Source organism: Micromonospora sp. NPDC048898, from assembly GCF_043198035.1.
Taxonomy (GTDB): domain Bacteria; phylum Actinomycetota; class Actinomycetes; order Mycobacteriales; family Micromonosporaceae; genus Micromonospora.
Genome location: NZ_JBICUF010000021.1, coordinates 13,085 through 34,405 on the forward strand (window position 1 = coordinate 13,085; position 21,321 = coordinate 34,405).

Here is a 21,321-nt window from a genome sequence, read left to right on the forward strand (position 1 = left end):
GCGGGTCAGTTGCCGACGTCGGATCGGCGCGCGGCCACGACGCTGGCCCCGATGGAGAGCACCAGGGTCAGCACCACCACCGCCAGGGTCGACCAGACCGGCAGCTTGCCCACCGGCGTCTCGGCCAGGATGAGCTTCAGCCCGGCGAAGGCGAGCAGCAGCGCCAGCCCGTAGCGCAGGTAGCCGAACTGTCGCAGCAGGCCGGCGAGGCAGAAGTAGAGGCTGCGCAACCCCAGTACGGCGAACGCGGTCGCCGTCCAGACCAGGAAGGTGTTGGTGGTGATGGCGAGGATCGCCGCCACCGAGTCGATGGCGAAGACCACGTCGGTGGCCTCGATGGCGACGAGTGCCACCAACAGCAGGGTGGCCACCCGCCGGCCGGAGACCCGGGCGGTGAACCGGTCGCCGTGGTAGCGGGCGTCGGTGGGCACCAGCTTTCGGAACAGCCGGACCACGACGTTGCGTTCCGGGTCGACGTCCGGCTTTCCGCGTACGGCCAGCCGCCAGCCGGTCCAGACCAGGAACGCGCCCAGCACGAACCCGGCCCAGGTGAGCCGGTCCAGCAGCTCGGCGCCGGCGAAGATGAACAGCAGGCGGAAGACGAGCGCCCCGACGACACCCCAGAACAGCACCTTGTGTTGATAGCCCGACGGCACCTGGAAGTAGCCGAAGAGCAGGGCGAAGACGAACACGTTGTCCACCGAGAGCGCCTTCTCCAACAGGTAGCCGGAGAAGTACGCGATGGCCGGATCGCCGCCGAGGCCCCACCACAGGACCAACCCGAACAGCAGGCCCGCGCCGACCCAGACGGCGCTCCACAGCAGCGCCTCGCGCAGCCCGATGACGTGGTTGTCCCGGTGCAGGAGCACGTCCACGGCGAGCAGTACGGCGATCACCGCGCCCACAGCCGCCCAGGCCCACAGCGGCACCGCGACCGTCGCCTCAGCCACCGACGCCCTCCGCATCGACCGCCCGCCACCTACCCCACGGGCCGCTTCCGAGCCTAAGCGAGCGCCCCCGCCCGCACCCGGGCTCCGCGGAAGTCGGTCCCCGCCCGCCGATCTTGCACTTTCCGCCGCCACAAAAGGCGTCGATCAGGTGGATATCGGCGACCGGAAAGTGCAAGATCGACGCAGGGTTGGGGGTGGGGTGGTGGGTCTGCCGGACATTGGTGGGGGGTGATCCGGCAGGATCGAGGGTGACCGGACACATCAATCGACACGGCAGGAGATCCCCGCATGAACCAGGCAGCAGGCGCCCGATCCGGCAAGCCCGAGGTGGGTCCGATCGAGGGTGCGCCGCCGGCCGACCTCGTGATCGAGGACATCACCGTGGGCGAGGGGCCGCAGGCCGAGCCGGGCCAGTTGGCCAGCGTGCACTACGTCGGCGTGTCGCACTCCACCGGTGCCGAGTTCGACTCGTCCTGGAACCGGGGCGAGGCGTTCGAGTTTCCGCTCGGCGGCGGTCAGGTCATCGCCGGCTGGGACCGGGGCGTCGTCGGCATGCGCGTCGGCGGCCGTCGCCGTCTCACCATCCCGCCACACCTGGGGTACGGCGACCGCGGTGCGGGTGGCGTCATCAAGCCGGGCGAGACGCTCGTCTTCGTCGTCGACCTGATCGACGTGCGCTGACCGACCCTCGGGGGGTCGTCGACGCGCGCCGGCGGCCCCCGGAGCGGCCCTCGAACAGCGACGGCGGTTCAGTCAGGGTCGTCGGCACGCGCTGGCAGCAGCCCGTGAACAGCGACAGGGCTCAGAGATCGCCAGCGCGCGCCGGCAACGGCCCTCGAACAGCGACAGGGGCTCGTGGTCAGGCGGCCAGTTGCAGGTTGGCCGGCTCGACCGCCGGGCGACCGGCGGCGTCGACGACCCGGGCCGGCTCCAGGATCGGCATCACCCGGTGCAGGCCGGTGGCGCGCAGCACCCGGGCCACGACCGGGCTCGGGTCGACCAGGACCAGCTCACCACCACACGCCCGGACCCGCAGGTGCGCGGCGAGCAGCGTGCGGACACCGGCGGCGGAGAGCAGCCGCAACTCGGACAGCTCCACCTGGATCACCGGACGGGCCGGCACGGACCACAGCGCGGACCGGAACGCGGCCACCGTGGCGATGTCGACCTCACCGGCCACCCGCACGAGGACCACCTGGTCACCCACGCTGACCTGCACGTCGATCCGTTCTCCCATGCCGAGAAATCTAGCCTCCCCCACCGACAGTTTCGGCCTGCGCGGGAGTGATTCCGGGTACGCCCAGGGTCTTACCCCGAGGTGCCCCTCGTCCCCCTCGGGGTAGAGGCCGGGGCCCGGCTCCGCACCGTGCCCCCGACCGCCGGGCCGTGCGTTGATCGACTCCAGCTTCAGGAAACCGGGGCATCCGCAGCGGCGGAACACCGCGACACCACGGATACCCTGTCGATCATGGGTGGCGGTCGGCGCCGGCGGTGGAGAATGGGCCGATGCTGCTCCCTCGGCCCCGGCCGCCACGGTTGATCCGGCCCGTCCGCGAGCCGGCCACGGTGCCTCCGCCGCTGTCCGGGGCCTGGGCTCCGACGGACCGCCGACTCGACCGAGTCGAGGTACTGCCCCTCCCCGACGGCGCCGTCGGCCCGGAGGACGTGCTCGTCGACGAGGCTGGCCGGGTGGTCAGTGGCGACGAGGACGGCCGGCTCTGGTGCTGGCCTGTCGACGCGCCGGTCGGCACCCGCCCCCGACTGCTGGCCGAGACCGGTGGCCGACCGCTCGGCATCGAGGTGGACGCGTCGGGTGAGGCTCTCATCGTCTGCGACGCGTACCGCGGGTTGCTGCGGGTGACACCCGACGGCGCGGTACGCGACCTGACCGGGACCGCGCCCCTGGTGCACCTGGCCAACAACGCGACGGTGGCGCGCGACGGCACCATCTACTTCACCGACTCCTCCGACCGGTTCCCGGTCTCGCACTGGAAGCGGGACCTGCTGGAGCACCGACCCAACGGTCGGGTGCTGGCCCATCATCCGGGCAGTGGCCGCACCGACGTGGTGGCCGACGGGCTGTACTTCCCCAACGGGATCGCGCTGACCCCGGACGAGTCGGCGCTGATGCTCGTGGAGACCAGCACCCACCGCCTGCTCCGCGTCGAACTGGGCGGTGGCGTCCGGGTGCTCGCCGACCTGCCCGCGTACCCGGACAATCTCTGCGCCGTCGGCGACGGGACGTACTGGATCGCGTTGCCCAGCCCGCGGGTGCCGATCGCCGAGCGGCTGCTGCCGCACCCGCGACTGCGTCAGATCGCCGCGTTGCTGCCCGACGCGTTGCAACCGCAGCCGCGCCGCTACGGGCTGGTCGCGCTCGTCGACGGCGCGGGCGCGGTCCGCCGGACGCTGCACGGTCCGACCGGGCACTACCGAATGATCACCGGGGTACGCCAGCACGGCGAGCACCTCTGGTTGGGCAGCCTGGTCGGGCCTGGGGTGGCCCGCGTACCCCTGGGTTGACCGCCGGGGCCGACCCGACGTGGTGGCGGGCCGACCCCGGGGTGTCGGTGCCGGTGTCTCAGCGGCCGCTGACCGAGGGCGCCGGGGCGGGCGAACCGCCGGCCACCGCGCCCGGGTGCGCCGGGGCGACCGGCGCGGGCTTGAGCCCGGGCGGCACCGGCAGGGCGCTGCCCCGGACGAACTCGTCCCAGCTCACGTTCCACGCCGTCCAGCCGTTGCCCGGCTGCAGGTCCACCTCGGTGCCCTTGACGGTGATCAGGTCGCCGACCTGCGTCACCCCCATCAACCAGTCGGCCGCGGTGGCGGAGACGTTGGCGCAGCCGTGCGAGACGTTGGTGTTGCCCTGGTCCCCCTCCGACCATGGCGCGGAGTGGATGAACTCGCCACCCCAGGTGTAGCGCTGGGCGTCGTCGACGTCGACCACGTAGCCGCCGTTCGGCTCACCCCGGGTGTCGAAGGTGGTCCGCTCGTGCTTTTCCATGATCACCATCTTGCCGCTGGAACTCGGTGTGCTCGGTTTGCCCAGGCTGACCGGGATCCGGCGGATCTGCTTGCCGTCGCGCAGCACCGTCATCTGCTTGGTGGCGTTGTCGATCTCCAGCGCCACCTGTCGTCCGATCTTGGAGGTCGCGGTCCGCTCGGCGTCGCCGACCCGGTCCTTGCCGATCGGCAGGCCCTCCAGGCCGGCCCGCACACTGATCGAGGTCCCCGGTTTCCAGAAGTCGGGCGCCCGGTAATAGACCTGACTTCCGTCCTGGAGCCACGACCAGGTGCCCGGCTGCGGAGGATTCGTCTTCACGAACAACCGTCGCTGGACATCCGCTCTGGCCTCTTTCGGAATTGCCGGGTCGAACGCGACGGTTACCGGCATCGCCGTGCCGTACGTCCGATTACCCACAAAATAGAGGGTGCTGGTGATCTGCGGTTTGGTTGATTTGGCCATGGTGGTGAACGTGGTGGTGCGGGTGGTGGTGGCACCGGAGTCCCCGGTCGCGGTCACCTCGGCGGTGTACGTCCGTCGTGGCTGCAGCGGCCCCTTCGGCACCCACCCCGAGCCGTCCTCGCGCGGCTCGGCGTCGACCAGCTTGCCCTTGTCGTCGGTGAGGCGTACGCCGGTGACCCGTCCACCCTTGACCACGGTGCCCACCTCGGCGCTGACCGGAACGTCCCGGGCCTTGTCCCCCGGTGTCACGGCGAGTTCCGGCCCGGCGACGTGGTGCTTGGTCGAACCATTCGCCGTCTCCCGGTCGGCGGTGCACCCACCCAGGACGAGCGGTGCGGCTGCGATGGTTACCGCCAACAGCGTCAATCGCCGCCTAGACGTCATGTTCAGTCCCCCCGTTTTCGGCTTCCCTCCGCCACATTCTCGCCCGCTCGACAGGAGCGTCCACGGCATTCGGAAATAATCGGCAGCGCATTTACCGACGCATTTTCCGGCAATGTTCCGCTTGTTGGAACAGCGGCTCTGGCGACCCCTGTCGGGCCCTTTGCTCTGCTTGCGCGACCCCGGACCGGCTGTCCGGATGACGGCGTCTGCGGGGGATGCGACGCGAACGGGGCGTGCGACCGGTCGCACCCGGCCCGGTGACATGGGGTCATCGGGACATCACGGAGACGAATCAGGCCTGTGGCGCTCCGTCCACCTGGCCCGGCCGGCGCGGGAAGTAGGAGGTGACGGCGGGTGACGCACGTCGAGGGCGGACTTTTGTCGCCTGCAGTGAAACTTCTGCCGAACGCGACGAAGCTTTGCCTTCGTCCGGGGCCAAGGGTAAGGTCACTTTCCAGATAGAGGGTTGCCCATCAGTCGATCAGCTTGCCGCCACCCTGCCGGGTTCGCTGTGTTCCGCTCCCAACGGGGGCTGGGCCGCACCGGCGCACCGTCCTCACCGTCCAGCCGGAGCCCGCCTCCGGCCGGTTCGGCGTGCCCGGGTGACGGCAGTCGGGGTCGACCGCCGCCGACGGCGTACCTGCCGTCAGGAAGGGACCACCACCATGGATCAACAGCTCAACCGTCCGATATCGGCGTCCGAGTCGATCAGCCGGCGCGGAGTGCTGCGTGCCGCGACCGTCTCCGCCGCCGCCGTCGGCGCCGCCGGTCTGCTCGCCAGCCCGGCCACCGCCGCGCCCGCCGGGCAGTCCCAGGGCCGACGTCGGGTGCCTGTCGACCGGATCAGCATCCAGCTCTACACGCTGCGCGACCAGCTCGCCGCCGATCTGCCCGGCACCCTGGACGCGCTGCGCCGGATCGGCTACCGGCGGGTGGAGCACGCCGGGTTCGTCGGACGCACCGCCGCGCAGTTCCGGGCGGCGCTCGACGAGGCCGGGTTGCGGTCCACCTCCGGGCACACCGGCATCCCGCAGCCCTTCGATGCCGCCACCTGGGAGCAGGCCCTCGCCGACGCCAACGTCGTGGGCTGCAAGAAGATCGTCCACCCGTACTTCGGTCGGGACGCCAACGGTCAGGCGATCCGGGACCCCAACGTCTACCGGGCCCTGGCGCGCGACCTGAACAAGGCCGGCCGGTTGGCCGAACGCGCCGGGCTCGACTTCGGCTACCACAACCACCAGCTGGAGTTCACGCCGCTGACCGACGGCTCGACCGGCTTCGAGATCCTCACCGGGCAGACCGACCCGCGCCTGGTCCACTTCGAGCTCGACCTCTACTGGACCTGGCGGGGCGCGCACGACCCGGTCGACGTGATCCGGGCCAACCGCGGCCGGATCCGCCAGGTGCACGTCAAGGACCTCGACGTCGAGGGCGGTTTCGCCGACCTCGGCGACGGCCTCATCGACTTCGGCCGCATCTTCGCCCACGAGCGGGAGGCCGGCATCGAGGAGTACATCGTGGAGCGCGACGACGCCGGCACCGCGCCACGCTCCCCCGCCGACGCCCTGGACACCGCTCGCGTCGGCTTCGACTATCTCGCCTCACTTCGGTACTGAAACACCTCGGGGGACAATTGATGAACAGGACAGCATTCGTGTCCGCCCTGCTGCTGGTGACGGCCGGTCTGGCCGTACCACCGTCGGCAGCGGCCGCGGCGCCGGCCGCACCGCCGGACAGCAGCTTCCAGAAAGTGACACTCAACGACTTCCCGGGCGAGCCGATGAGCCTCGCCGTCCTGCCCGACCTGCGGGTGCTGCACACCTCCCGCACCGGCGAGGTCCGCATCCACGACCCGCGCACCGGGCTGAACACCCTCGCCGCCGACATCCCGGTGTACGAGCACGACGAGGAGGGGTTGCAGGGGGTCGCCATCGACCCGAACTTCGCCCAGAACAAGTGGGTCTACCTCTACTACTCGCCGCCGATGGACACGCCGGTGGACGACCCGGCGACCCCCGGCGTCAACGAGGGCGACGCGCCGGAGACCGGCACCGAGGCCGACTGGCAGCCGTACAAGGGCGCGCTGCGGCTGTCCCGCTTCAAGCTGGACGGGATGAAGCTCAACCTCGCCAGCGAGCAGCAGATCATCGACGTGCCGACCGACCGGGGCATCTGCTGCCACGTCGGCGGCCAGATCGACTTCGACAGCAAGGGCAACCTGTACCTGTCGACGGGTGACGACACCAACCCGTTCGCCTCCGACGGCTACATCCCGATCGACGAGCGGGCCGACCGGCACCCGGCGTTCGACGCCCAGCGCAGCTCGGCCAACACCAACGACCTGCGCGGCAAGCTGCTGCGCATCAAGGTGAAGAACGGTGGCGGTTACACCGTGCCGGCCGGCAACCTGTTCAAGCCGGGCACGGCGCAGACCCGCCCGGAGATCTACGCGATGGGGCTGCGCAACGCGTTCCGGTTCTCCGTCGACAGGCGTACCGACAACGTGTACGTGGGCGACTACTCCCCGGACGCGTCCAACCCGGACCCGGAGCGTGGCCCGGCCGGGCACGGTCGGTGGATGGTCATCGACAAGCCGGCGAACTACGGCTGGCCGTACTGCGTGACGCCGACGATCGCCTACCGCGACTACGACTTCGCCACCGGGCAGTCCGGCGCCAAGTTCAACTGCACGCGCCCGGTCAACGACTCACCGCACAACACCGGCAAGCGCGTGCTGCCGCCGGTCGAGCAGCCGCAGGTCTGGTACGCGGCAGCCCCGTCCGCCGAGTTCCCGCAGTTGGGCACCGGCGGCATCTCGCCGATGGGCGGCCCGGCGTACGACTACGACGGGACCAGCACGTCACGGACCCGCTGGCCGGCGTACTACGACGGGGTGCCGCTGTTCTACGAGTGGTCCCGCGACTACATCAAGGAGTTCCGCCTCGACTCCGACGGTGACGTGACGGACATCCTGCCGGTGGCGCCGTCACTGGTGGTGGACAACCCGATGGACATGGAGTTCGGCCCGGACGGCGCGCTCTACGTGCTGGAGTACGGTGACGGCTACTTCGCCGAGAACCCGGACGCCCAGCTGTCCCGGATCGACTTCGTCCGCGGCAACCGGACGCCGATCCCGAAGATCAGTGGTACGCCGACCGTCGGGCAGGCCCCGCTGACCGTCGCGTTCTCCAGCGCCGGCACCACCGACCCGGACGGTGACAAGCTCAGCTACGCGTGGGACTTCAACGCCGACGGTTCGGTGGACAGCACCGCTCCGAACGCGACCTGGACGTTCCCGGAGAACGGCTCGTACACGCCGACGCTGAAGGTGACCGACCGCACCGGACGGTCCGCCTCGGCGAGCCTGCCGCTGGTGGTCGGACCGACCGCGCCGGTCGTCGAGTTCGTCACCCCGGAGGCCGGGCAGCCCTTCCAGTTCGGGCAGACCGTCGCGTACGAGGTGAAGGTCACCGACGACCTGCCGGTGGACTGTTCCAAGGTGAAGGTCACCTACGTGCTCGGGCACGACGAGCACGGGCACCCGCTCTCCACCTCGACGGGTTGCTCCGGGTCCATTCCCACCTTCCTCGACAGTGGGCACAGCGGTGCGGACAACCTGACCGCCGTGTTCGTCGCGGAGTACACCGACGCGGGCAACCCCGCGCAGTCGGGCTCGGCCACGGTCGTGCTGGACCCGACCCCGGTGGCCGGTCTGGCCGGCTGACCACCGCACGATGACAGCGGCGGCGACCGGAGCACTCCGGTCGCCGCCGTTCGTCGTCTCTGCTCCGCGCGGCGTGAAAGCGAACACCGCGTACACCGCGAGCGGCCGTCCGGTCGCCGCTCAGCTCCAGTCGCTGTCCACGTGGTTGTCCCGCCAGCGTCCGCCCACCGGCGGGGTGTCCAGCAGCATCCCGTCGCCGGCGTTGCCGGCCAGGTCGTTGTCCTCGACCCGGCAGTCCACACAACTGCCCCGCTCGGTGATCCACAGCCCGTGCGTCTGGGTCTGGTCGTCGTGGTTGTCCCAGATCCGGTTGCCGCGAACGGTGGCCGAGTCGAACGCCGCGTCGATCGTGATCCCGGCCCGCCGCCGCGGTGCGGGAGACAGTTCGTAGGCGCAGCCGGGCGGCGGCACGTCCCCGCTCCACGCGGTGAACCCGTCGGGGCGTACCGGGGCGAGGGTGAGTTCGTCGCCGGTGTTGGAGGCGACCACGGCCACGGCGCGTCCGACCCGCAGGACCTTGCCCCGGTGCCCGTCGTGCGGCCAGTTGGCCGACCGGTCCACCAGGCACCGTTCGCTGTAGCGGACCCCGTCGCCCGCGCCGCCGGTGCCCTCGCCGCACTGCCGCCCGTTGTTGCGGATCCGGTTGTTGAGCAGCACCGCGTCGGTCATCTGGTGGTCGATCCGGATCGCGTCGAGGCCGTTGCCCCAGAACTCGTTGCTCTCGATGACCACGTCCCGGACCGAGCCCCGGTAGCCGCGTCCGAGGTCGTGCGCGTGGTAGCCGTGTCGCCCGTTGCCGCTGATCCGGTTGCCCCGCACCGTGTACGGGCCGGGGCTGTTGCCGAGGCTGACCCCGTCGCACATGTTGCCGTCGATGACGCAGTCGGTGAGCAGCCCACCCCGCCCAGCCACCGACGAGGTTCCCTGCGCCGACACGTCGAACCCGGTTTCCAGGTTGCCGGTCATGGTGCAGGCCGAGACGATCAGACCGTCAGCACCCCAGTCGGAGATGCCGAACCGGTTGCCCTGGCTGTGACAGCCGATGATGCGGTAGCCACGCGGTGGCACCCAGTACTCCTTCTGCAACTCCAGGAAGATTCCGTTGGTGCCGTTGGCGAGCGTGGTGCAGTTGGCGATGGTCAGCCGCTCCACCGTGCCCCAGCCGCCGATGCCGACCCCGATGCCGGCGCCGCCCATCTGCTCGCCGTTGTCCAGTCGGCCACACCCGACCACCACCACGCCGTCGATCAGCGAGTCCTGGAGGAAGTCGCAGCCCAGCCCGGTCGCCGCGGTGTGGTGGATGTAGAGGTTGCGGAACACCCCCCGCACCACGTACTGGAGACCGAGGCCCTTGGCCAGGTAGTTGTACTCGGCCATCGCCACGCCGGAGCCGTCGATCTGGAAGTCGGAGAAGGTGCAGTCGGCGATGTGCCGGTCCCGGTCGGCACCGTGCTGCACGGTGGTCCAGAAGGCCAACGGCGTCGGATCGGCCCGGTTGCCCTCGTTGCTGAGCATGAACCGGGTCGCCGCCGGGCCGGCCCCCACCAGCGACACTCCGCTGCGCCACACCGTGCCCGCGTCCCGGATCGAGTAGATGCCCGGCGGGCAGTAGATGACCCGGGCGCGCCCGTCCGAGGCGTAGCCGGCGCCCAGCCGGTCCACGAGGGCGGCCAGCGCCGGCTGGTCGTTCGTCGCGCCGTCGCCGGTCAGCCCGTACTCCAGCGCGTCGCAGTAGAGGGGTGCGCCGGCCGAGGCGGGCCGCCGTACCCGGACCGAGTTCAGTAGCAGCTCGTTCGCCACGGCCACAGGTCGGCTCCCTTCGACGCGTTCGGCGCGCTTCGGCGGGGCCGACTTCCCGATCGCACCGCCGGGAAACCCCGGCACGACGGCACCGCCGGGAAACCCCCGGCACGATCGCACCGCCGGGAAACCCCCGGCACGACGGCACCGCCGGGAACCCCGGCACGATCGCACCGCCGGGAGAGCCGGGACGCACTCCGGCCCCGGCGGGCCGCAGGGGGCAGCGCCGGGGCCGGGGTACGCGCTCAGACGGCGGCGATCAGCAGCGCGGGGCGCTCCACGCAGTCAGCGACGTGCCGCAGGAAGCCACCGGCCACCCCGCCGTCACAGACCCGGTGGTCGAAGGTGAGGCTGAGCTGGGTCACCTTGCGAACCGCGAGTTGCCCGTCGACCACCCACGGCTTGTCCACGATCCGCCCGATCCCGAGCAGCGCCGCCTCGGGGTGGTTGATGATCGGTGTGGAGCCGTCGACGCCGAACACCCCGTAGTTGTTGAGGGTGAACGTGCCGCCGGTCAGCCGGGCCGGCGGCAGGCTGCCCGCCCGGGCTGCGGCGGTGGTGGCCGCCAGTTCGGCGGCCAGCTCGGCGGTGGTGAGTCGCTGGGCGTCGCGCAGCACCGGCACCAGCAGACCCCGGTCGGTCTGCGCGGCGATGCCGAGGTGCACCCCGGCGGACTGGACGATCCGCTGCGCCTCGGTGTCGACGCGGGCGTTGAGCTGCGGGAACCGGCGCAGCCCGCTGAGGCAGATCCGGGCCAGCAGGGCCAGGATGCTCACCGGCGCGTCGGGCGTCGCCGCGTTGATCGCGGCCCGGGTCTCCAGCAGCCCGGTGGCGTCCACGTCGACCCAGATGGTCACCTCGGGGATCTCCCGCCGGCTGCGGGAGAGCTTGTCGGCGATGACCTTGCGGACACCGGTGAGCGGGACGATCACGTCGCCGTCGGAGGTCGGCACCGGCGCGACGGGCGCGTCCGGCACGGCGGCGAGCCGGGCGGCGGGCACGGTCAGCGCCGCCTCCACGTCGGCACGGCGGATCACCCCGCCGGGCCCGGAGCCCCGCACCGCGTTGAGGTCGACGCCACGCTCCCGGGCCAGCCGCCGCACGATCGGCGAGATGACCAGGGCGGTCGGCCGTACGGGGTGACCGGGCGCGTCGCCCGCCGCCGGAGAGCCGCCGGCAGCCGGGCGGGCCCCACCGGTCGGGGCAACGCCACCGGTCGGAGCAGCACCACCCGTCGGAGCAGCACCACCCGTCGCGGCAGCACCATCGGTCGGCGCGGTGTCGGCCGGTTCGGGGGCGAGCGTCAGCCGAGGTCGGCGCCGACGGCGGGTGGCGCCGCCGTGGCCGGTGCCGTAGCCGATCAACACGTTGCCGGAGCCGGCCCGCTCCTCCTCGCGGTAGGTGGCGTGCCCGGCGGGCTCGTCGCCGCCGTCCAGCGGCGCGATGGTGATCAGCGGCTGGCCGACCGGGCGTACCTCACCGGCCGCGCCGTGCAGGGTGACGACCCGGCCGGCGTACGGGCAGGGCACGTCCACGACCGCCTTCGCGGTCTCCACCTCGACCACGCTCTGGTCGACGGTGACCACGTCGCCCACGGCGACCCGCCACTCGACGATCTCGGCCTCGCTCAGCCCCTCGCCCAGATCGGGCAGGAGGAAGACCTGCGTCCGTTCGACGGTGGTCATGCCGCCGCCCAACGCGCGTCCGGCTGGTCGTCCCACTGGAGTCGGGCCACCGCGTCGAGCACCCGGTCCACGCCGGGCAGGTGGGTGTGCTCCAGCATCGGCGCCGGGTACGGGATGTCCAGGCCGGCGACCCGCAGCACCGGGGCGTGCAGCGCGTGGAAGCAGCGCTCCTGCACCCGGGCGGCGATCTCCGCGCCGACCCCGGCGAAGCCCTGCGCCTCCTGGATCACCACGCAGCGGCCGGTGCGGCGGACCGAGGCGGCGATGGTCTCGTCGTCGAACGGCACGATGGTGCGCACGTCCACCACCTCCAGGTCCCAGCCCTCCTCGCGGGCGGCCTCGGCGGCCTCCAACGCGACAGGCACGGCCGGCCCGTACGCCACCAGGGTGGCGTCGCGTCCCGGACGGCGCACGACGGCCCGGCCGAACGGCTCGGTACGGGTCGGCAGGGCCGCGTCGGCACTGCCGAAGTAGAGCTTCTTGGGCTCCATGAAGACCACCGGGTCGGGGTCGTCGATCGCCTCACGCAGCAGCGAGTACGCGTCCTCGACGGTCGCCGGGGTGACCACCTTCAGGCCGGGGGTGTGCGCGTAGTACGCCTCGGACGAGTCGCAGTGGTGCTCGACCCCGCCGATGCCGCCCGCGTACGGCACCCGGATCACGATCGGCACGCTCAGCGCGCCCCGGGTGCGGTTGCGCAGCTTCGCCACGTGCGACGCGATCTGCTCGAACGCCGGGTAGGCGAACGCGTCGAACTGCATCTCGACCACCGGCCGCAGACCGGACATGGCCAGGCCGACGGCGAACCCGACGATGCCGGCCTCGGCGAGCGGGGTGTCGAAGCAGCGGTCCTCACCGAAGCGGGCCTGCAGGCCGTCGGTGATCCGGAAGACGCCACCGAGCGCGCCGACGTCCTCACCGAAGACGACGACCCGGTCGTCGGCGGCGAGCGCGTCGGCGAGCGCGGTGTTGAGTGCCTTCGCCATGGTGGTGGCCATCAGGCGTCCCCCTCCTCGTCGCGAGCGGCGGCCAGCTCGGCGCGGACCAGCTCACGCTGTTCGACGAGTTGCGGGGTGGGCTCGGCGTAGACGTGCTCGAACAGGCTCAACGGGTCGACGCTGGGCTGCTCGTTCATCCGGGTCCGCAGGTCCGCCGCGTACGCCTCGGCCTGCTCGGCGACCTCGGCGATCGCCGCGTCGTCGAGCACGCCGCGGGCCCGCAGGTAGGTCTCCAGCCGGGCGATCGGGTCGCGGTCGCGCCAGGCGTCGACCTCGGCACCGTCGCGGTAGCGGCTGGCGTCGTCGGCGTTGGTGTGCGGCTCCATCCGGTACGTGTGCGCCTCGACGAGGAACGGCCCGTTGCCGGCGCGGGCGTGCGCGACCGCGCGGGTGAGCACGGCGAGCACCGCCACCGGGTCGTTGCCGTCGACCTGCTCGCTGGGCACGCCGTAGCCGACGCCCTTGTAGGCCAGCGACGGCGCGGCGGTCTGCCGGGACAGCGGGACGCTGATGGCGTAGCGGTTGTTCTGGACGAAGTAGACGACCGGCGCCTTGAACACGGCGGCGAAGTTCATTCCCTCGTGGAAGTCGCCCTCGCTGGTGGCGCCGTCGCCGATGAAGGCCAGCGCCACGGTGTCGCGCCCCTGGTACGCCTCGCCGTGCGCCAGACCGGCCGCGTGCACGCACTGGGTGGCGAGCGGGGTGCACTGCGGCGCGGTGCGTACCTCGGTCGGGTCGTAGCCGCAGTGCCAGTCGCCGCGCAGCAGGGTGAGCACCTCGACCGGGTCGATGCCCCGGGCAACCAGCGCCATCGACTCACGGTAGGTGGGGAAGACCCAGTCGGTGTCGCGGACCGCGAGCGTCGCGCCGACCTGGCACGCCTCCTGGCCCCGCGAGGACGGGTAGACGGCCAGCCGGCCCTGCTTGGTCAGGGCGGTCGCCTGGGTGTCGAACCGGCGGCCGAGCACCATCCGGCGGTACAACTCGCGCAGCAGCTCGACGGGTGGTTCCGGGTAGTCGCCGCGGGCGGGCAGCGGCGTGCCGGTCGGGTCGAGCAGGCGGACGGGTTCGGTGTTCGGCAGCAGCGGGCGCGCCGGGTCGGGCGGGGTGACCGCTCGACGCGTACGCGGGGATGCCCTGCGGACCGCCTGGGGAGTGGTCGTCACGGCGGAACCTCCTGGGACGTGTGGTGAGCCTATGCTTCCGCCTGTCGGATGATTGACTCAAGATCCACGCAGAAGGCGGGACGGTTGGCATGCGGAGGGACCATCAGTGAGCCAGGAGACCGGCGACGACGCAGACCGGGCGGCGGGATCGGGACGATCGGTACGAGCCCTCGACGACGTGGACCGGCGGATCCTCGACGAGCTGGTCCGCGACGGGCGGACGTCGGTGCGTACCCTCGCCGAACGGATCCACATCTCCCGCACCAACGCGTACGCGCGGGTGGAGCGGTTGCTGCGCGACGGGGTGATCACCGGGTTCCACGCCCAGGTGGCGCCCGAGGCGGCCGGGTTGGGCACCTCGGCGTACATGGCGTTGACGATCGAGCAGAACACCTGGCGCGAGGTGTCGGCCGAGCTGGCCCGGGTCCGCTATGTCGAGCACGTGGCGTTGCTCAGCGGCGAGCACGACGTGCTGGCCCTGGTCCGGGCGCCGGACAACGCCGCCCTGCGGGACGTGGTGCTGGACCGGGTGCAGCGCATCGCCGGGGTGTTGTCGACGCGGTCCTGGCTCGTCTTCGAGGAGTTCGGCGGAACGAAGAGCCCCTGGCAGTAGGCCATAACACGAATTCATTAGCACGATCCTGAAATAGCCGAATTACCGCACAACGCCGCTACTATCCGCGACGTGGCTATATCGAATGAGTTGTGGGCGCAGGCCAGGGTAGCCGCCCCGCCACCGACCAGACCGACGTCGACCAGGCCGACGTCGGCCGGCGCGCGGTCCTTCCGCGGCGACATCGAGGGCCTGCGGGCGGTGGCTGTGCTGCTGGTGCTCCTCGGGCACGCCGGAGTGCCGTACCTGCCCGGCGGTTTCGTCGGTGTGGACGTGTTCTTCGTGATCTCCGGCTTCCTCATCACCGGCCTGCTGCTCGAAGAACTCGACAAGTACGGACGGCTCTCGCTCACCGACTTCTACGCCCGACGAGCGAAGCGTCTGCTCCCGGCCGCCGCGACAGTCCTCCTCGCGACCCTGGTGCTCACCTACTTCTTCCTGCCCCGTGGCCGCTGGTCGTCCACCGCCTGGGACGTCATCGCCAGCGCCTGCTACGCCATGAACTGGCGGTTGGCCGAGCAGTCCGCCGACTACGTGGCCGCCAACGACGCCGCGAGCATCGCCCAGCACTTCTGGTCCCTCGCCGTCGAGGAGCAGTTCTACCTGGTGTGGCCGCTGCTGCTGATCGCCCTCGGCTGGTTCGCCCGCCGCCGGGGGCATGGGGGCCGCGGCCTCTACCTGCTCGGGTTGGCGCTGATCGCGGTCCCCTCGTTCGCCTGGGCGCTGTACGTCTCGCCGACCGAGCCATCGGCGTACTTCGTCACCACCACCCGGATGTGGGAGCTGGCCCTCGGCGGCGCCGTCGCCGTCACGGCGATCTGGTTGCGCCGGTCGCCGCGCCTGGTGGCCGTGCCGCTGGCCTGGGCCGGGCTGATCGCCGTCGGCGCCTCGGCCGCGCTGATCACCACCGAGGCCGGCTTCCCCGGTTACGCCGCGCTCGGCCCCACCCTCGGCACCGCCGTGGTGATCGCGTTCGGGCCGGCCGCCGGCCGCGCCGGGCCGGTCCTGCTGCTGGGCCAACAGCCGCTGCGCTACGTCGGCGGCATCTCCTACTCGCTGTACCTGTGGCACTGGCCGGTGCTGATCGCCGCGCAGGCGCACTTCGGTGACCTCGGCGTCGGCCCGGCGCTCGCCGTCGTGGCCGCCTCGGCGATCCCCGCCGCGCTCACGTACCACTTCGTCGAGAACCCGGTGCGCCGGTCACCGACCCTCGCCGACCGGCCAACCTCCGCCCTGCGCATCGGGGCCGTCTGCACCGGTGCGGCGGCGCTCGCCGGCCTGACCTTCCAACTGGCCATTCCGTCGACGGCGGGTACGACGCCACAGGCGTCGGTCATCATGGGCCAGGTGCCCGGCAGCTCCGCGCAGCCGACGCCACCGGCGGCGCCGGGAGCCGCGGCGCTCGGCGGATCCCCCCGCACCAGCCGGGCCGGGGCGCCCGTCGACAAGGTCGACTCGATCACCCCCGAGCCGGCGCGCGCGGCCCAGGACGCGCCGCTGTTGCAGGCCACGAAGAGTTGCCACGTGTCGCTGGAGTCCGCGACGCCGGAGGTCTGTGTCTACGGGAAGATGAACTCGGCGACCACGATCGCGCTCGCCGGCGACTCCCACGCCGACCAGTGGGTCCCGGCCATGCGGCTGGCGGCGGAGACCAACGGGTGGCGCCTCGCCACCTACACCAAGGGCGGCTGCCCGTTCCTGACGGCGGAGATCTCCCTGAACGACAGGCCCTACTCCTCCTGCACGCAGTGGAACAGGAAGGTGCGGGAGACGTTGCTCGGCGCGGGTCGCCCCGACCTGCTGGTCGTGACCAACGCCGAGTACCCGGTCCACGGCGAGCCGCGCTCGGAATGGCGGTCCGCGCTGGTCCGCGAACTGCGCAAGACGTGGAGCGGCATGATCGCGGAGAAGGTGCCGGTGGTGGTCCTGCGGGACACGCCGCTGCACGTGAAGGACATCGCCGAGTGCGTGTCGAAGAACCCGAACCGCCTGACGAAGTGCGCCGACAGCCGGGACGAGGTCCTGGGTCGCGGGGGCGGTCCGGCCCAGGAAGAAGCGGCCGACGGACTGTCCGGCGTCCACCTGGTCGACCTGAACGACTGGATCTGCCCCGCGGACCGGTGCGCCCCCGTCATCGGCGGCGTGCTCGTCTGGCGCGACGCGCACCACCTGAGCGCCACCTACTCGACGACCCTCGCACCCCAGGTGGGCGCCGCCCTCAAGCCCGTGCTCGCCGACCTGTGACCCGCCGGGCTGGGCCGGGCCTCATCGTTCGGGCGGGGCCTCCAGCCCCTCCCGGTCGGCCAACTCCAGCAGCGGCTCCAACGAGTGCCGGTCGCCGTCCAGGCCGGCGTGCGGGTCGCCGCGCTCGGCGAAGCGGGCCGGCATGCTGAGCACGTCGAAGTCCTCCGGGCGGGCGTCGTCCAGCTCCGCCCACTCCAGCGGCGCCGACACCAGGGCCTGCGGAGTCGGCCGGATCGAGTACGCCGACGTCACCGTGTGGTCGCGGGCCATCTGGTTGTAGTCGACGAAGACCGGCCGGTCGCGTTGCTCCCGCCACCACGTGGTGGTGACCAGCTCCGGCAGCCGGCGCTGCATCTCCCGGCCCAACGCGAGCACCGCCCGCCGGCACTCACCGAAGCTCCACCGCGGCTCGATCGACAGGTAGACGTGCAGGCCCCGCCCCCCGGTGGTCTTCGGGTAGCCGGTCATCCCCAGCTCGGCCAGGAACGCGTTGACCTCGCGGGCCACCGGCACCACCTGGTCGAAACCGACGCCGGGCATCGGGTCGAGGTCGATGCGCAACTGGTCGGGGCGTTCCACGTCGGCGGCGGTGACCGGCCAGGGGTGAAACCGCAGGGTGCCCAGGTTGGCCGCCCAGATCACCACGGCCAACTCGCTGGGCGCGACCTCGTCGGCGGTCCGGCCACTGGGGAAGGTGATGTGCGCGGTGCGCACCCAGTCGGGCGCGCCCGCCGGCAGCCGCTTCTGGTAGAACGCGTCACCCCGGTTGGTCTGCCGGGTGGCGATCGTCGCGCCCTCGAAGACGCCACGCGGCCACCGTTCCAGCATCGTCGGCCGGTCCCGCAACGCGCGCAGGACCCCGTCACCCACCGAGAGGAAATAGCGGACCACGTCCAACTTGGTGAGCCCGAGCTCCGGGAAGTAGGGCTTGTCGGGACTGGAGACGCGGACCAGCCGCTCCCCCACCCGGATCTCCTCCGCCGCCGTGGCCACGCCCCCGAGCGTACGGCTCGGGGGCGGGCACGTAGGCCCTACCGGCCGGGGACCAGCGTGGCGGATTGTTGGGGCAGCTCCTCGGTCGGACCGCCGACCTGCACCGGCGGCGTCGCGGGCGGCTCCTCGGCCACCGCGGTCTGCTGTTCGACGGGCACCCGCTGCGAGGACCGGCGGGCCACGAAGCCCGGCGTCCAGTCCTTCAACCGCAGCGCCGGCTGCTCGACAAGCTTCCAGGACAGGAACGCGGCGACGAAGGCGACCGCGACCGACATGGCCGCGAACGGCACGTAACCCCAACGGTTCCAGCCGAGGCTGGCCATCAACTGCTGGAAGATGAACCCGTAGATGTAGATGCCGTACGAGTAGTCGTTCTTGCGGCCCACCCAGTGCACCTGGCGCGGCAGCCGCACCGACAGCCACACCAGCAGGTACGCGAACGCGGGCAGCCCAATGACGAAGAACCCGCCGACGAGCAGGGACAACCCGAGCGCCACCGCCGCGCCGATGCCCAGCACGTCGCTGATCGGCACCCGCTCCCGGTAGAGGTCGAAGGTCGCGCCGAGGGCGAAGAGGAAGCCCAGGTAGACGATGTAGTGGAAGCTCATCGGGCCGACCAGTGGCGCATCGAAGGTCCAGCCCGCCGTCGATGCCGGGCCGCTGAGCTGCCCGGTGGCCACCCAGTCCTGCAGGATGCTCAGGTAGAGCGCGACGGTCAGGACCAGCACGAACCGGCGGGCGTGGCGCAGCACGGCGGTCGCCGCCAGCACGCCCACCACGACGTAGCAGAACATCTCGTACTTCAGCGACCACAGCGCGCCGTTGAAGACGCTGGTGCTGGTCTTGCGACCCCACGGGGTGGACTGGATGAGCAGATCGTGGATGCCGTACTGCTCGACACCGGTCCACCAGTTGCCGCGCAGGTAGGCCAGCGGGCCGCCCGGCTCCCCGGGATTGTCGAAGTAGCCGGCGGTGGTGCCGTGCTCGCGCAACGCGACAAGCGGGGCGATCACCAACGCGGTGATCAGCAGGCAGACCCAGAGACCGGGCAGGATCCGCAGGGCCCGGTGCCAGGCGTAGCGAATCACGCCGGTACGCCGGGCGCTGCGGGTGATCAGCAGGCCGGAGAGCACGAAGAAGCCGTACACGGCCATGGTGCCGACGTTGGTCTGCCGACCGGTCAGGCTGTAGCCGAGGTCGGCGGCACCGAAGCCGAGCGGCTTGGAGTGCGACAGGACGACGCCGACGGCGAGGCAGAGCCGGATCAGCCCGATGCCGTTGCTCCGGCCGGACAGCAGGTCGGCCAACGTGCCACGGGACCGAATGAGGGCGGGGGTTGTCATACGGTCTGGAAACCTCTCGGCATCAGGCGGGCACCTCGGCGCCGGCGTGCTCCCACAATTGCTTCATCTCGGTGTGCAGGTCGTCGCTCGGCGCCCAGCCGAGCACCTCGGCGGCCAATCCGACCTCCAGTCGCTGCCAGCTGGTCTCGGCGGGGCCGGTCTGCTCGGCCTCGACCAGATCGGTCGGCACCTCACTCACGTCGATGAGGAGCCGGACCATATCACGCGCGCTGGCCGCCACCCCCCGACCAATGTTGATCACGCGGCCGGGCGCGTCGGGGCGGGTCGCGGCCAGCAGTACGGCGGCGACCACGTCGCTGAGGCCGATGAAGTCACGCCGGGAGCCGAGCGGAGCGAGCTCCAGTCGGGCCCGCGTACCGGCCCGTTGGGCGTCGCGCAGCCGGCCCGCGACGACCCCGAGCAGGCTGTGCCCGGGCTGCCCGGCGCCGATGACGTTGCCGACCCGCAGCGTGACGCCCTCGATCAGGCCCTGCCGGTCCGCCTCGGTGATCGCCTCGGTGCAGCGCAGCTTGAACTCGCCGTACGGCATCACCGGCGCGGGGGTCAGCTGCTCGGGCATCGACGTGTCTACCGGGACCAGCCCGTACTCGTGCACGCTGCCCATCTGGACCACCCGGACCCGCCCGGGCAGTCGGCCCGCGGCCTGCACCAGCCGCTCGACCAGTGTGACGTTGACCGCGAGCATCTGGGCCTCGGACAGGCCCCACATCCCGCCCGCCGCGTTGATCACCACGGCCGGGTCGAGGTCACGCAACACCGCGGTGATCTCGTCGACGTCGGCGGCGGCCAGGTCCAGTGCACGGACCTCGACACCCGGGCCGATCGTCTTCGGGGTACGCGCGACGGCGACCACGGCGTGGCCCTGGTCGGCCAGCGCGCGGCAGATCGGGCGGCCGAGGAAGCCGGTGCCGCCGAGCACCACCACCCGCATCGGCTGCCGTACCGCGTCCTCCGCCGGAGGTCGTGGTCTGACGGTCATGGCGTCTCCCTGGCTGTCGTCGGTCATCGGCCCGGCCCGAACGCGTGCCGGGACAGGCTGCGCACGCCGGCCATCTTGCCCGAGAGGACAGCCGCCGGCAGCAGGGTGATGGCGTGGAGGCGGGACGAGGTGTAGCTGCGGGCCGCGCGGGCAGCCCGGGGCCAACCCTGCTCGTCCATCCGGCGGGCGACATCGACGAAGAACGCCCGCGCCTCGGTGAACCGGGAGCCGTTGGCCGCGTCGGCGGCGGACTTGCTGACCGCGTGCCGCCGGTACTGGAAGCAGAGGGTGTTGTCGACGGCCATCTGCTCACCGCGCTGGATCAGGTCGATCACCAGGGCCAGGTCCTGGATGACCTGGAACTCCTCGCGGAAGTCGACGGCCTTGAGCGCGTCCGTCCGCCAGCAGATCGACGGGAAGTAGAACCAGCAGCCCCGCAGCAGGCTGGCCGCCAGGTCCTCGCCGCCCATCAGCTCGCGGGAGTCGATCCGGGGGGCGTAGATCCGCCGCTTCGCCTCGTCGACGATGGTGTTGACCACCGTGCCGTCGGCGTCGATGATCTCGACCCCCGGCTGGACCATGCCGACGCCCGGGTACTGCTCGATCACCGACCGCACGGTGGCGACGTAGTTGGGGTGCATGATGTCGTCCGTGCCCATCATCACCAGGTACTCGTGCTCGGCGAGACCGACGCACTTGCGGTAGTTGGCGGTGATCCCGAGATTGCGCTCGTTGCGCTGGTAGCGGACCCGCTCGTCGTCGATGCCCGCGAACCACTCCGGCACGCCCGGCTCGGTGCCGTCGTCGACCACGGTCAGACGCCAACCCGGGTCACTCTGCGCCATCACGCTGCGTACCGCCGCCTGCATGAGGGGCACGCTTCCGTAGTACGGCAGCATAATGTCGACAATCATTCGGTCGGTTGGCCTCACTGTGCGTGGTGGAAATGCTCGAC

17 protein-coding genes are annotated in these 21,321 nt (G+C 71.6%); 6 read left to right on the forward strand and 11 right to left on the reverse strand.

All coding sequences use genetic code 11. The features are described 5' to 3' along the window. Positions 1–5: 5 nt before the first annotated feature. Positions 6–950, reverse strand: coding sequence for a TerC/Alx family metal homeostasis membrane protein (locus ACGFIQ_RS32665; RefSeq protein WP_393249603.1), 945 nt, complete (start codon positions 948–950; stop codon positions 6–8). A gap of 288 nt (positions 951–1,238) precedes the next feature. Here ACGFIQ_RS32665 and ACGFIQ_RS32670 point away from each other — a divergent pair, with 288 nt between their 5' ends. Next, complete coding sequence (locus ACGFIQ_RS32670) at positions 1,239–1,631, forward strand: FKBP-type peptidyl-prolyl cis-trans isomerase (RefSeq protein WP_393249605.1); 393 nt, start codon at positions 1,239–1,241, stop codon at positions 1,629–1,631. Positions 1,632–1,809: 178 nt separating this feature from the next. Here ACGFIQ_RS32670 and ACGFIQ_RS32675 read toward each other — a convergent pair whose 3' ends face one another. Further along, the gene (locus tag ACGFIQ_RS32675) at positions 1,810–2,187 is read right to left on the reverse strand and encodes an STAS domain-containing protein (protein ID WP_393249607.1); all 378 of its coding nucleotides are present in this window, start codon (positions 2,185–2,187) and stop codon (positions 1,810–1,812) included. 269 nt (positions 2,188–2,456) lie between these two features. Between ACGFIQ_RS32675 and ACGFIQ_RS32680 the strand changes: the two genes are divergently transcribed. Next, positions 2,457–3,473, forward strand: coding sequence for an SMP-30/gluconolactonase/LRE family protein (locus ACGFIQ_RS32680; RefSeq protein WP_393249609.1), 1,017 nt, complete (start codon positions 2,457–2,459; stop codon positions 3,471–3,473). Between the two features lie 58 nt (positions 3,474–3,531). On the opposite strand, the gene ACGFIQ_RS32685 is transcribed toward ACGFIQ_RS32680, so the two are convergent. Continuing rightward, positions 3,532–4,800 carry an Ig-like domain-containing protein gene (locus ACGFIQ_RS32685; RefSeq protein WP_393249611.1) on the reverse strand — a complete coding sequence of 423 codons (1,269 nt, stop codon included), beginning with the start codon at positions 4,798–4,800 and terminating at the stop codon, positions 3,532–3,534. A 665-nt stretch (positions 4,801–5,465) separates the two neighbouring features. Here ACGFIQ_RS32685 and ACGFIQ_RS32690 point away from each other — a divergent pair. Next, positions 5,466–6,416, forward strand: coding sequence for a sugar phosphate isomerase/epimerase family protein (locus ACGFIQ_RS32690; RefSeq protein ID WP_393249613.1), 951 nt, complete (start codon positions 5,466–5,468; stop codon positions 6,414–6,416). Between the two features lie 20 nt (positions 6,417–6,436). After that, positions 6,437–8,524 carry a PQQ-dependent sugar dehydrogenase gene (locus ACGFIQ_RS32695; RefSeq protein WP_393249615.1) on the forward strand — a complete coding sequence of 696 codons (2,088 nt, stop codon included), beginning with the start codon at positions 6,437–6,439 and terminating at the stop codon, positions 8,522–8,524. Positions 8,525–8,644: 120 nt separating this feature from the next. Here the strand turns inward: ACGFIQ_RS32695 and ACGFIQ_RS32700 are convergent, their stop codons facing one another. From ACGFIQ_RS32700 to pdhA, 4 genes are all read right to left on the reverse strand, one after another. Beyond that, the gene (locus ACGFIQ_RS32700; RefSeq protein WP_393249729.1) at positions 8,645–10,324 is read right to left on the reverse strand and encodes a right-handed parallel beta-helix repeat-containing protein; all 1,680 of its coding nucleotides are present in this window, start codon (positions 10,322–10,324) and stop codon (positions 8,645–8,647) included. A gap of 245 nt (positions 10,325–10,569) precedes the next feature. Then, complete coding sequence (locus ACGFIQ_RS32705) at positions 10,570–12,009, reverse strand: dihydrolipoamide acetyltransferase family protein (protein ID WP_393249617.1); 1,440 nt, start codon at positions 12,007–12,009, stop codon at positions 10,570–10,572. After that, positions 12,006–13,010, reverse strand: a complete 1,005-nt coding sequence (locus ACGFIQ_RS32710; protein WP_393249731.1) for an alpha-ketoacid dehydrogenase subunit beta — start codon at positions 13,008–13,010, stop codon at positions 12,006–12,008. The genes ACGFIQ_RS32705 and ACGFIQ_RS32710 overlap by 4 nt, the downstream gene beginning before the upstream one ends. Further along, positions 13,007–14,173 carry a pyruvate dehydrogenase (acetyl-transferring) E1 component subunit alpha gene (gene pdhA / locus ACGFIQ_RS32715; protein ID WP_393249619.1) on the reverse strand — a complete coding sequence of 389 codons (1,167 nt, stop codon included), beginning with the start codon at positions 14,171–14,173 and terminating at the stop codon, positions 13,007–13,009. Before pdhA ends, ACGFIQ_RS32710 begins: the two co-directional genes overlap by 4 nt. Before the next feature lie 106 nt (positions 14,174–14,279). On the opposite strand from pdhA, the gene ACGFIQ_RS32720 reads away from it, so the two are divergent. Then, positions 14,280–14,786, forward strand: coding sequence for an Lrp/AsnC family transcriptional regulator (locus tag ACGFIQ_RS32720; protein ID WP_393249621.1), 507 nt, complete (start codon positions 14,280–14,282; stop codon positions 14,784–14,786). Between the two features lie 72 nt (positions 14,787–14,858). After that, the gene (locus ACGFIQ_RS32725; protein ID WP_393249623.1) at positions 14,859–17,030 is read left to right on the forward strand and encodes an acyltransferase family protein; all 2,172 of its coding nucleotides are present in this window, start codon (positions 14,859–14,861) and stop codon (positions 17,028–17,030) included. Positions 17,031–17,051: 21 nt separating this feature from the next. On the opposite strand, the gene ACGFIQ_RS32730 is transcribed toward ACGFIQ_RS32725, so the two are convergent. From ACGFIQ_RS32730 to ACGFIQ_RS32745, 4 genes are read right to left on the reverse strand one after another with little or no spacing between them, the layout of a single operon-like run. Continuing rightward, positions 17,052–18,023, reverse strand: a complete 972-nt coding sequence (locus tag ACGFIQ_RS32730) for a DNA polymerase domain-containing protein (RefSeq protein ID WP_393249625.1) — start codon at positions 18,021–18,023, stop codon at positions 17,052–17,054. Positions 18,024–18,061: 38 nt separating this feature from the next. Continuing rightward, positions 18,062–19,366, reverse strand: a complete 1,305-nt coding sequence (locus ACGFIQ_RS32735; protein WP_393249627.1) for an acyltransferase family protein — start codon at positions 19,364–19,366, stop codon at positions 18,062–18,064. Positions 19,367–19,388: 22 nt separating this feature from the next. Continuing rightward, the gene (locus tag ACGFIQ_RS32740; RefSeq protein ID WP_393249629.1) at positions 19,389–20,366 is read right to left on the reverse strand and encodes an NAD-dependent epimerase/dehydratase family protein; all 978 of its coding nucleotides are present in this window, start codon (positions 20,364–20,366) and stop codon (positions 19,389–19,391) included. A 23-nt stretch (positions 20,367–20,389) separates the two neighbouring features. Next, complete coding sequence (locus ACGFIQ_RS32745; RefSeq protein WP_393249631.1) at positions 20,390–21,280, reverse strand: glycosyltransferase family 2 protein; 891 nt, start codon at positions 21,278–21,280, stop codon at positions 20,390–20,392. Positions 21,281–21,321 lie beyond the last annotated feature (41 nt).

Coding starts and splice junctions, on each gene's coding strand:
- ACGFIQ_RS32675 (WP_393249607.1), bottom strand. CDS start 2,187: ATGGGAGAACGGATCGACGTGCAGGTCAGCGTGGGTGACCAGGTGGTC.
- ACGFIQ_RS32695 (WP_393249615.1), top strand. CDS start 6,437: ATGAACAGGACAGCATTCGTGTCCGCCCTGCTGCTGGTGACGGCCGGT.
- ACGFIQ_RS32745 (WP_393249631.1), bottom strand. CDS start 21,280: ATGATTGTCGACATTATGCTGCCGTACTACGGAAGCGTGCCCCTCATG.
- ACGFIQ_RS32740 (WP_393249629.1), bottom strand. CDS start 20,366: ATGACCGTCAGACCACGACCTCCGGCGGAGGACGCGGTACGGCAGCCG.
- ACGFIQ_RS32685 (WP_393249611.1), bottom strand. CDS start 4,800: ATGACGTCTAGGCGGCGATTGACGCTGTTGGCGGTAACCATCGCAGCC.
- ACGFIQ_RS32705 (WP_393249617.1), bottom strand. CDS start 12,009: ATGACCACCGTCGAACGGACGCAGGTCTTCCTCCTGCCCGATCTGGGC.
- ACGFIQ_RS32670 (WP_393249605.1), top strand. CDS start 1,239: ATGAACCAGGCAGCAGGCGCCCGATCCGGCAAGCCCGAGGTGGGTCCG.
- ACGFIQ_RS32735 (WP_393249627.1), bottom strand. CDS start 19,366: ATGACAACCCCCGCCCTCATTCGGTCCCGTGGCACGTTGGCCGACCTG.
- ACGFIQ_RS32690 (WP_393249613.1), top strand. CDS start 5,466: ATGGATCAACAGCTCAACCGTCCGATATCGGCGTCCGAGTCGATCAGC.
- ACGFIQ_RS32680 (WP_393249609.1), top strand. CDS start 2,457: ATGCTGCTCCCTCGGCCCCGGCCGCCACGGTTGATCCGGCCCGTCCGC.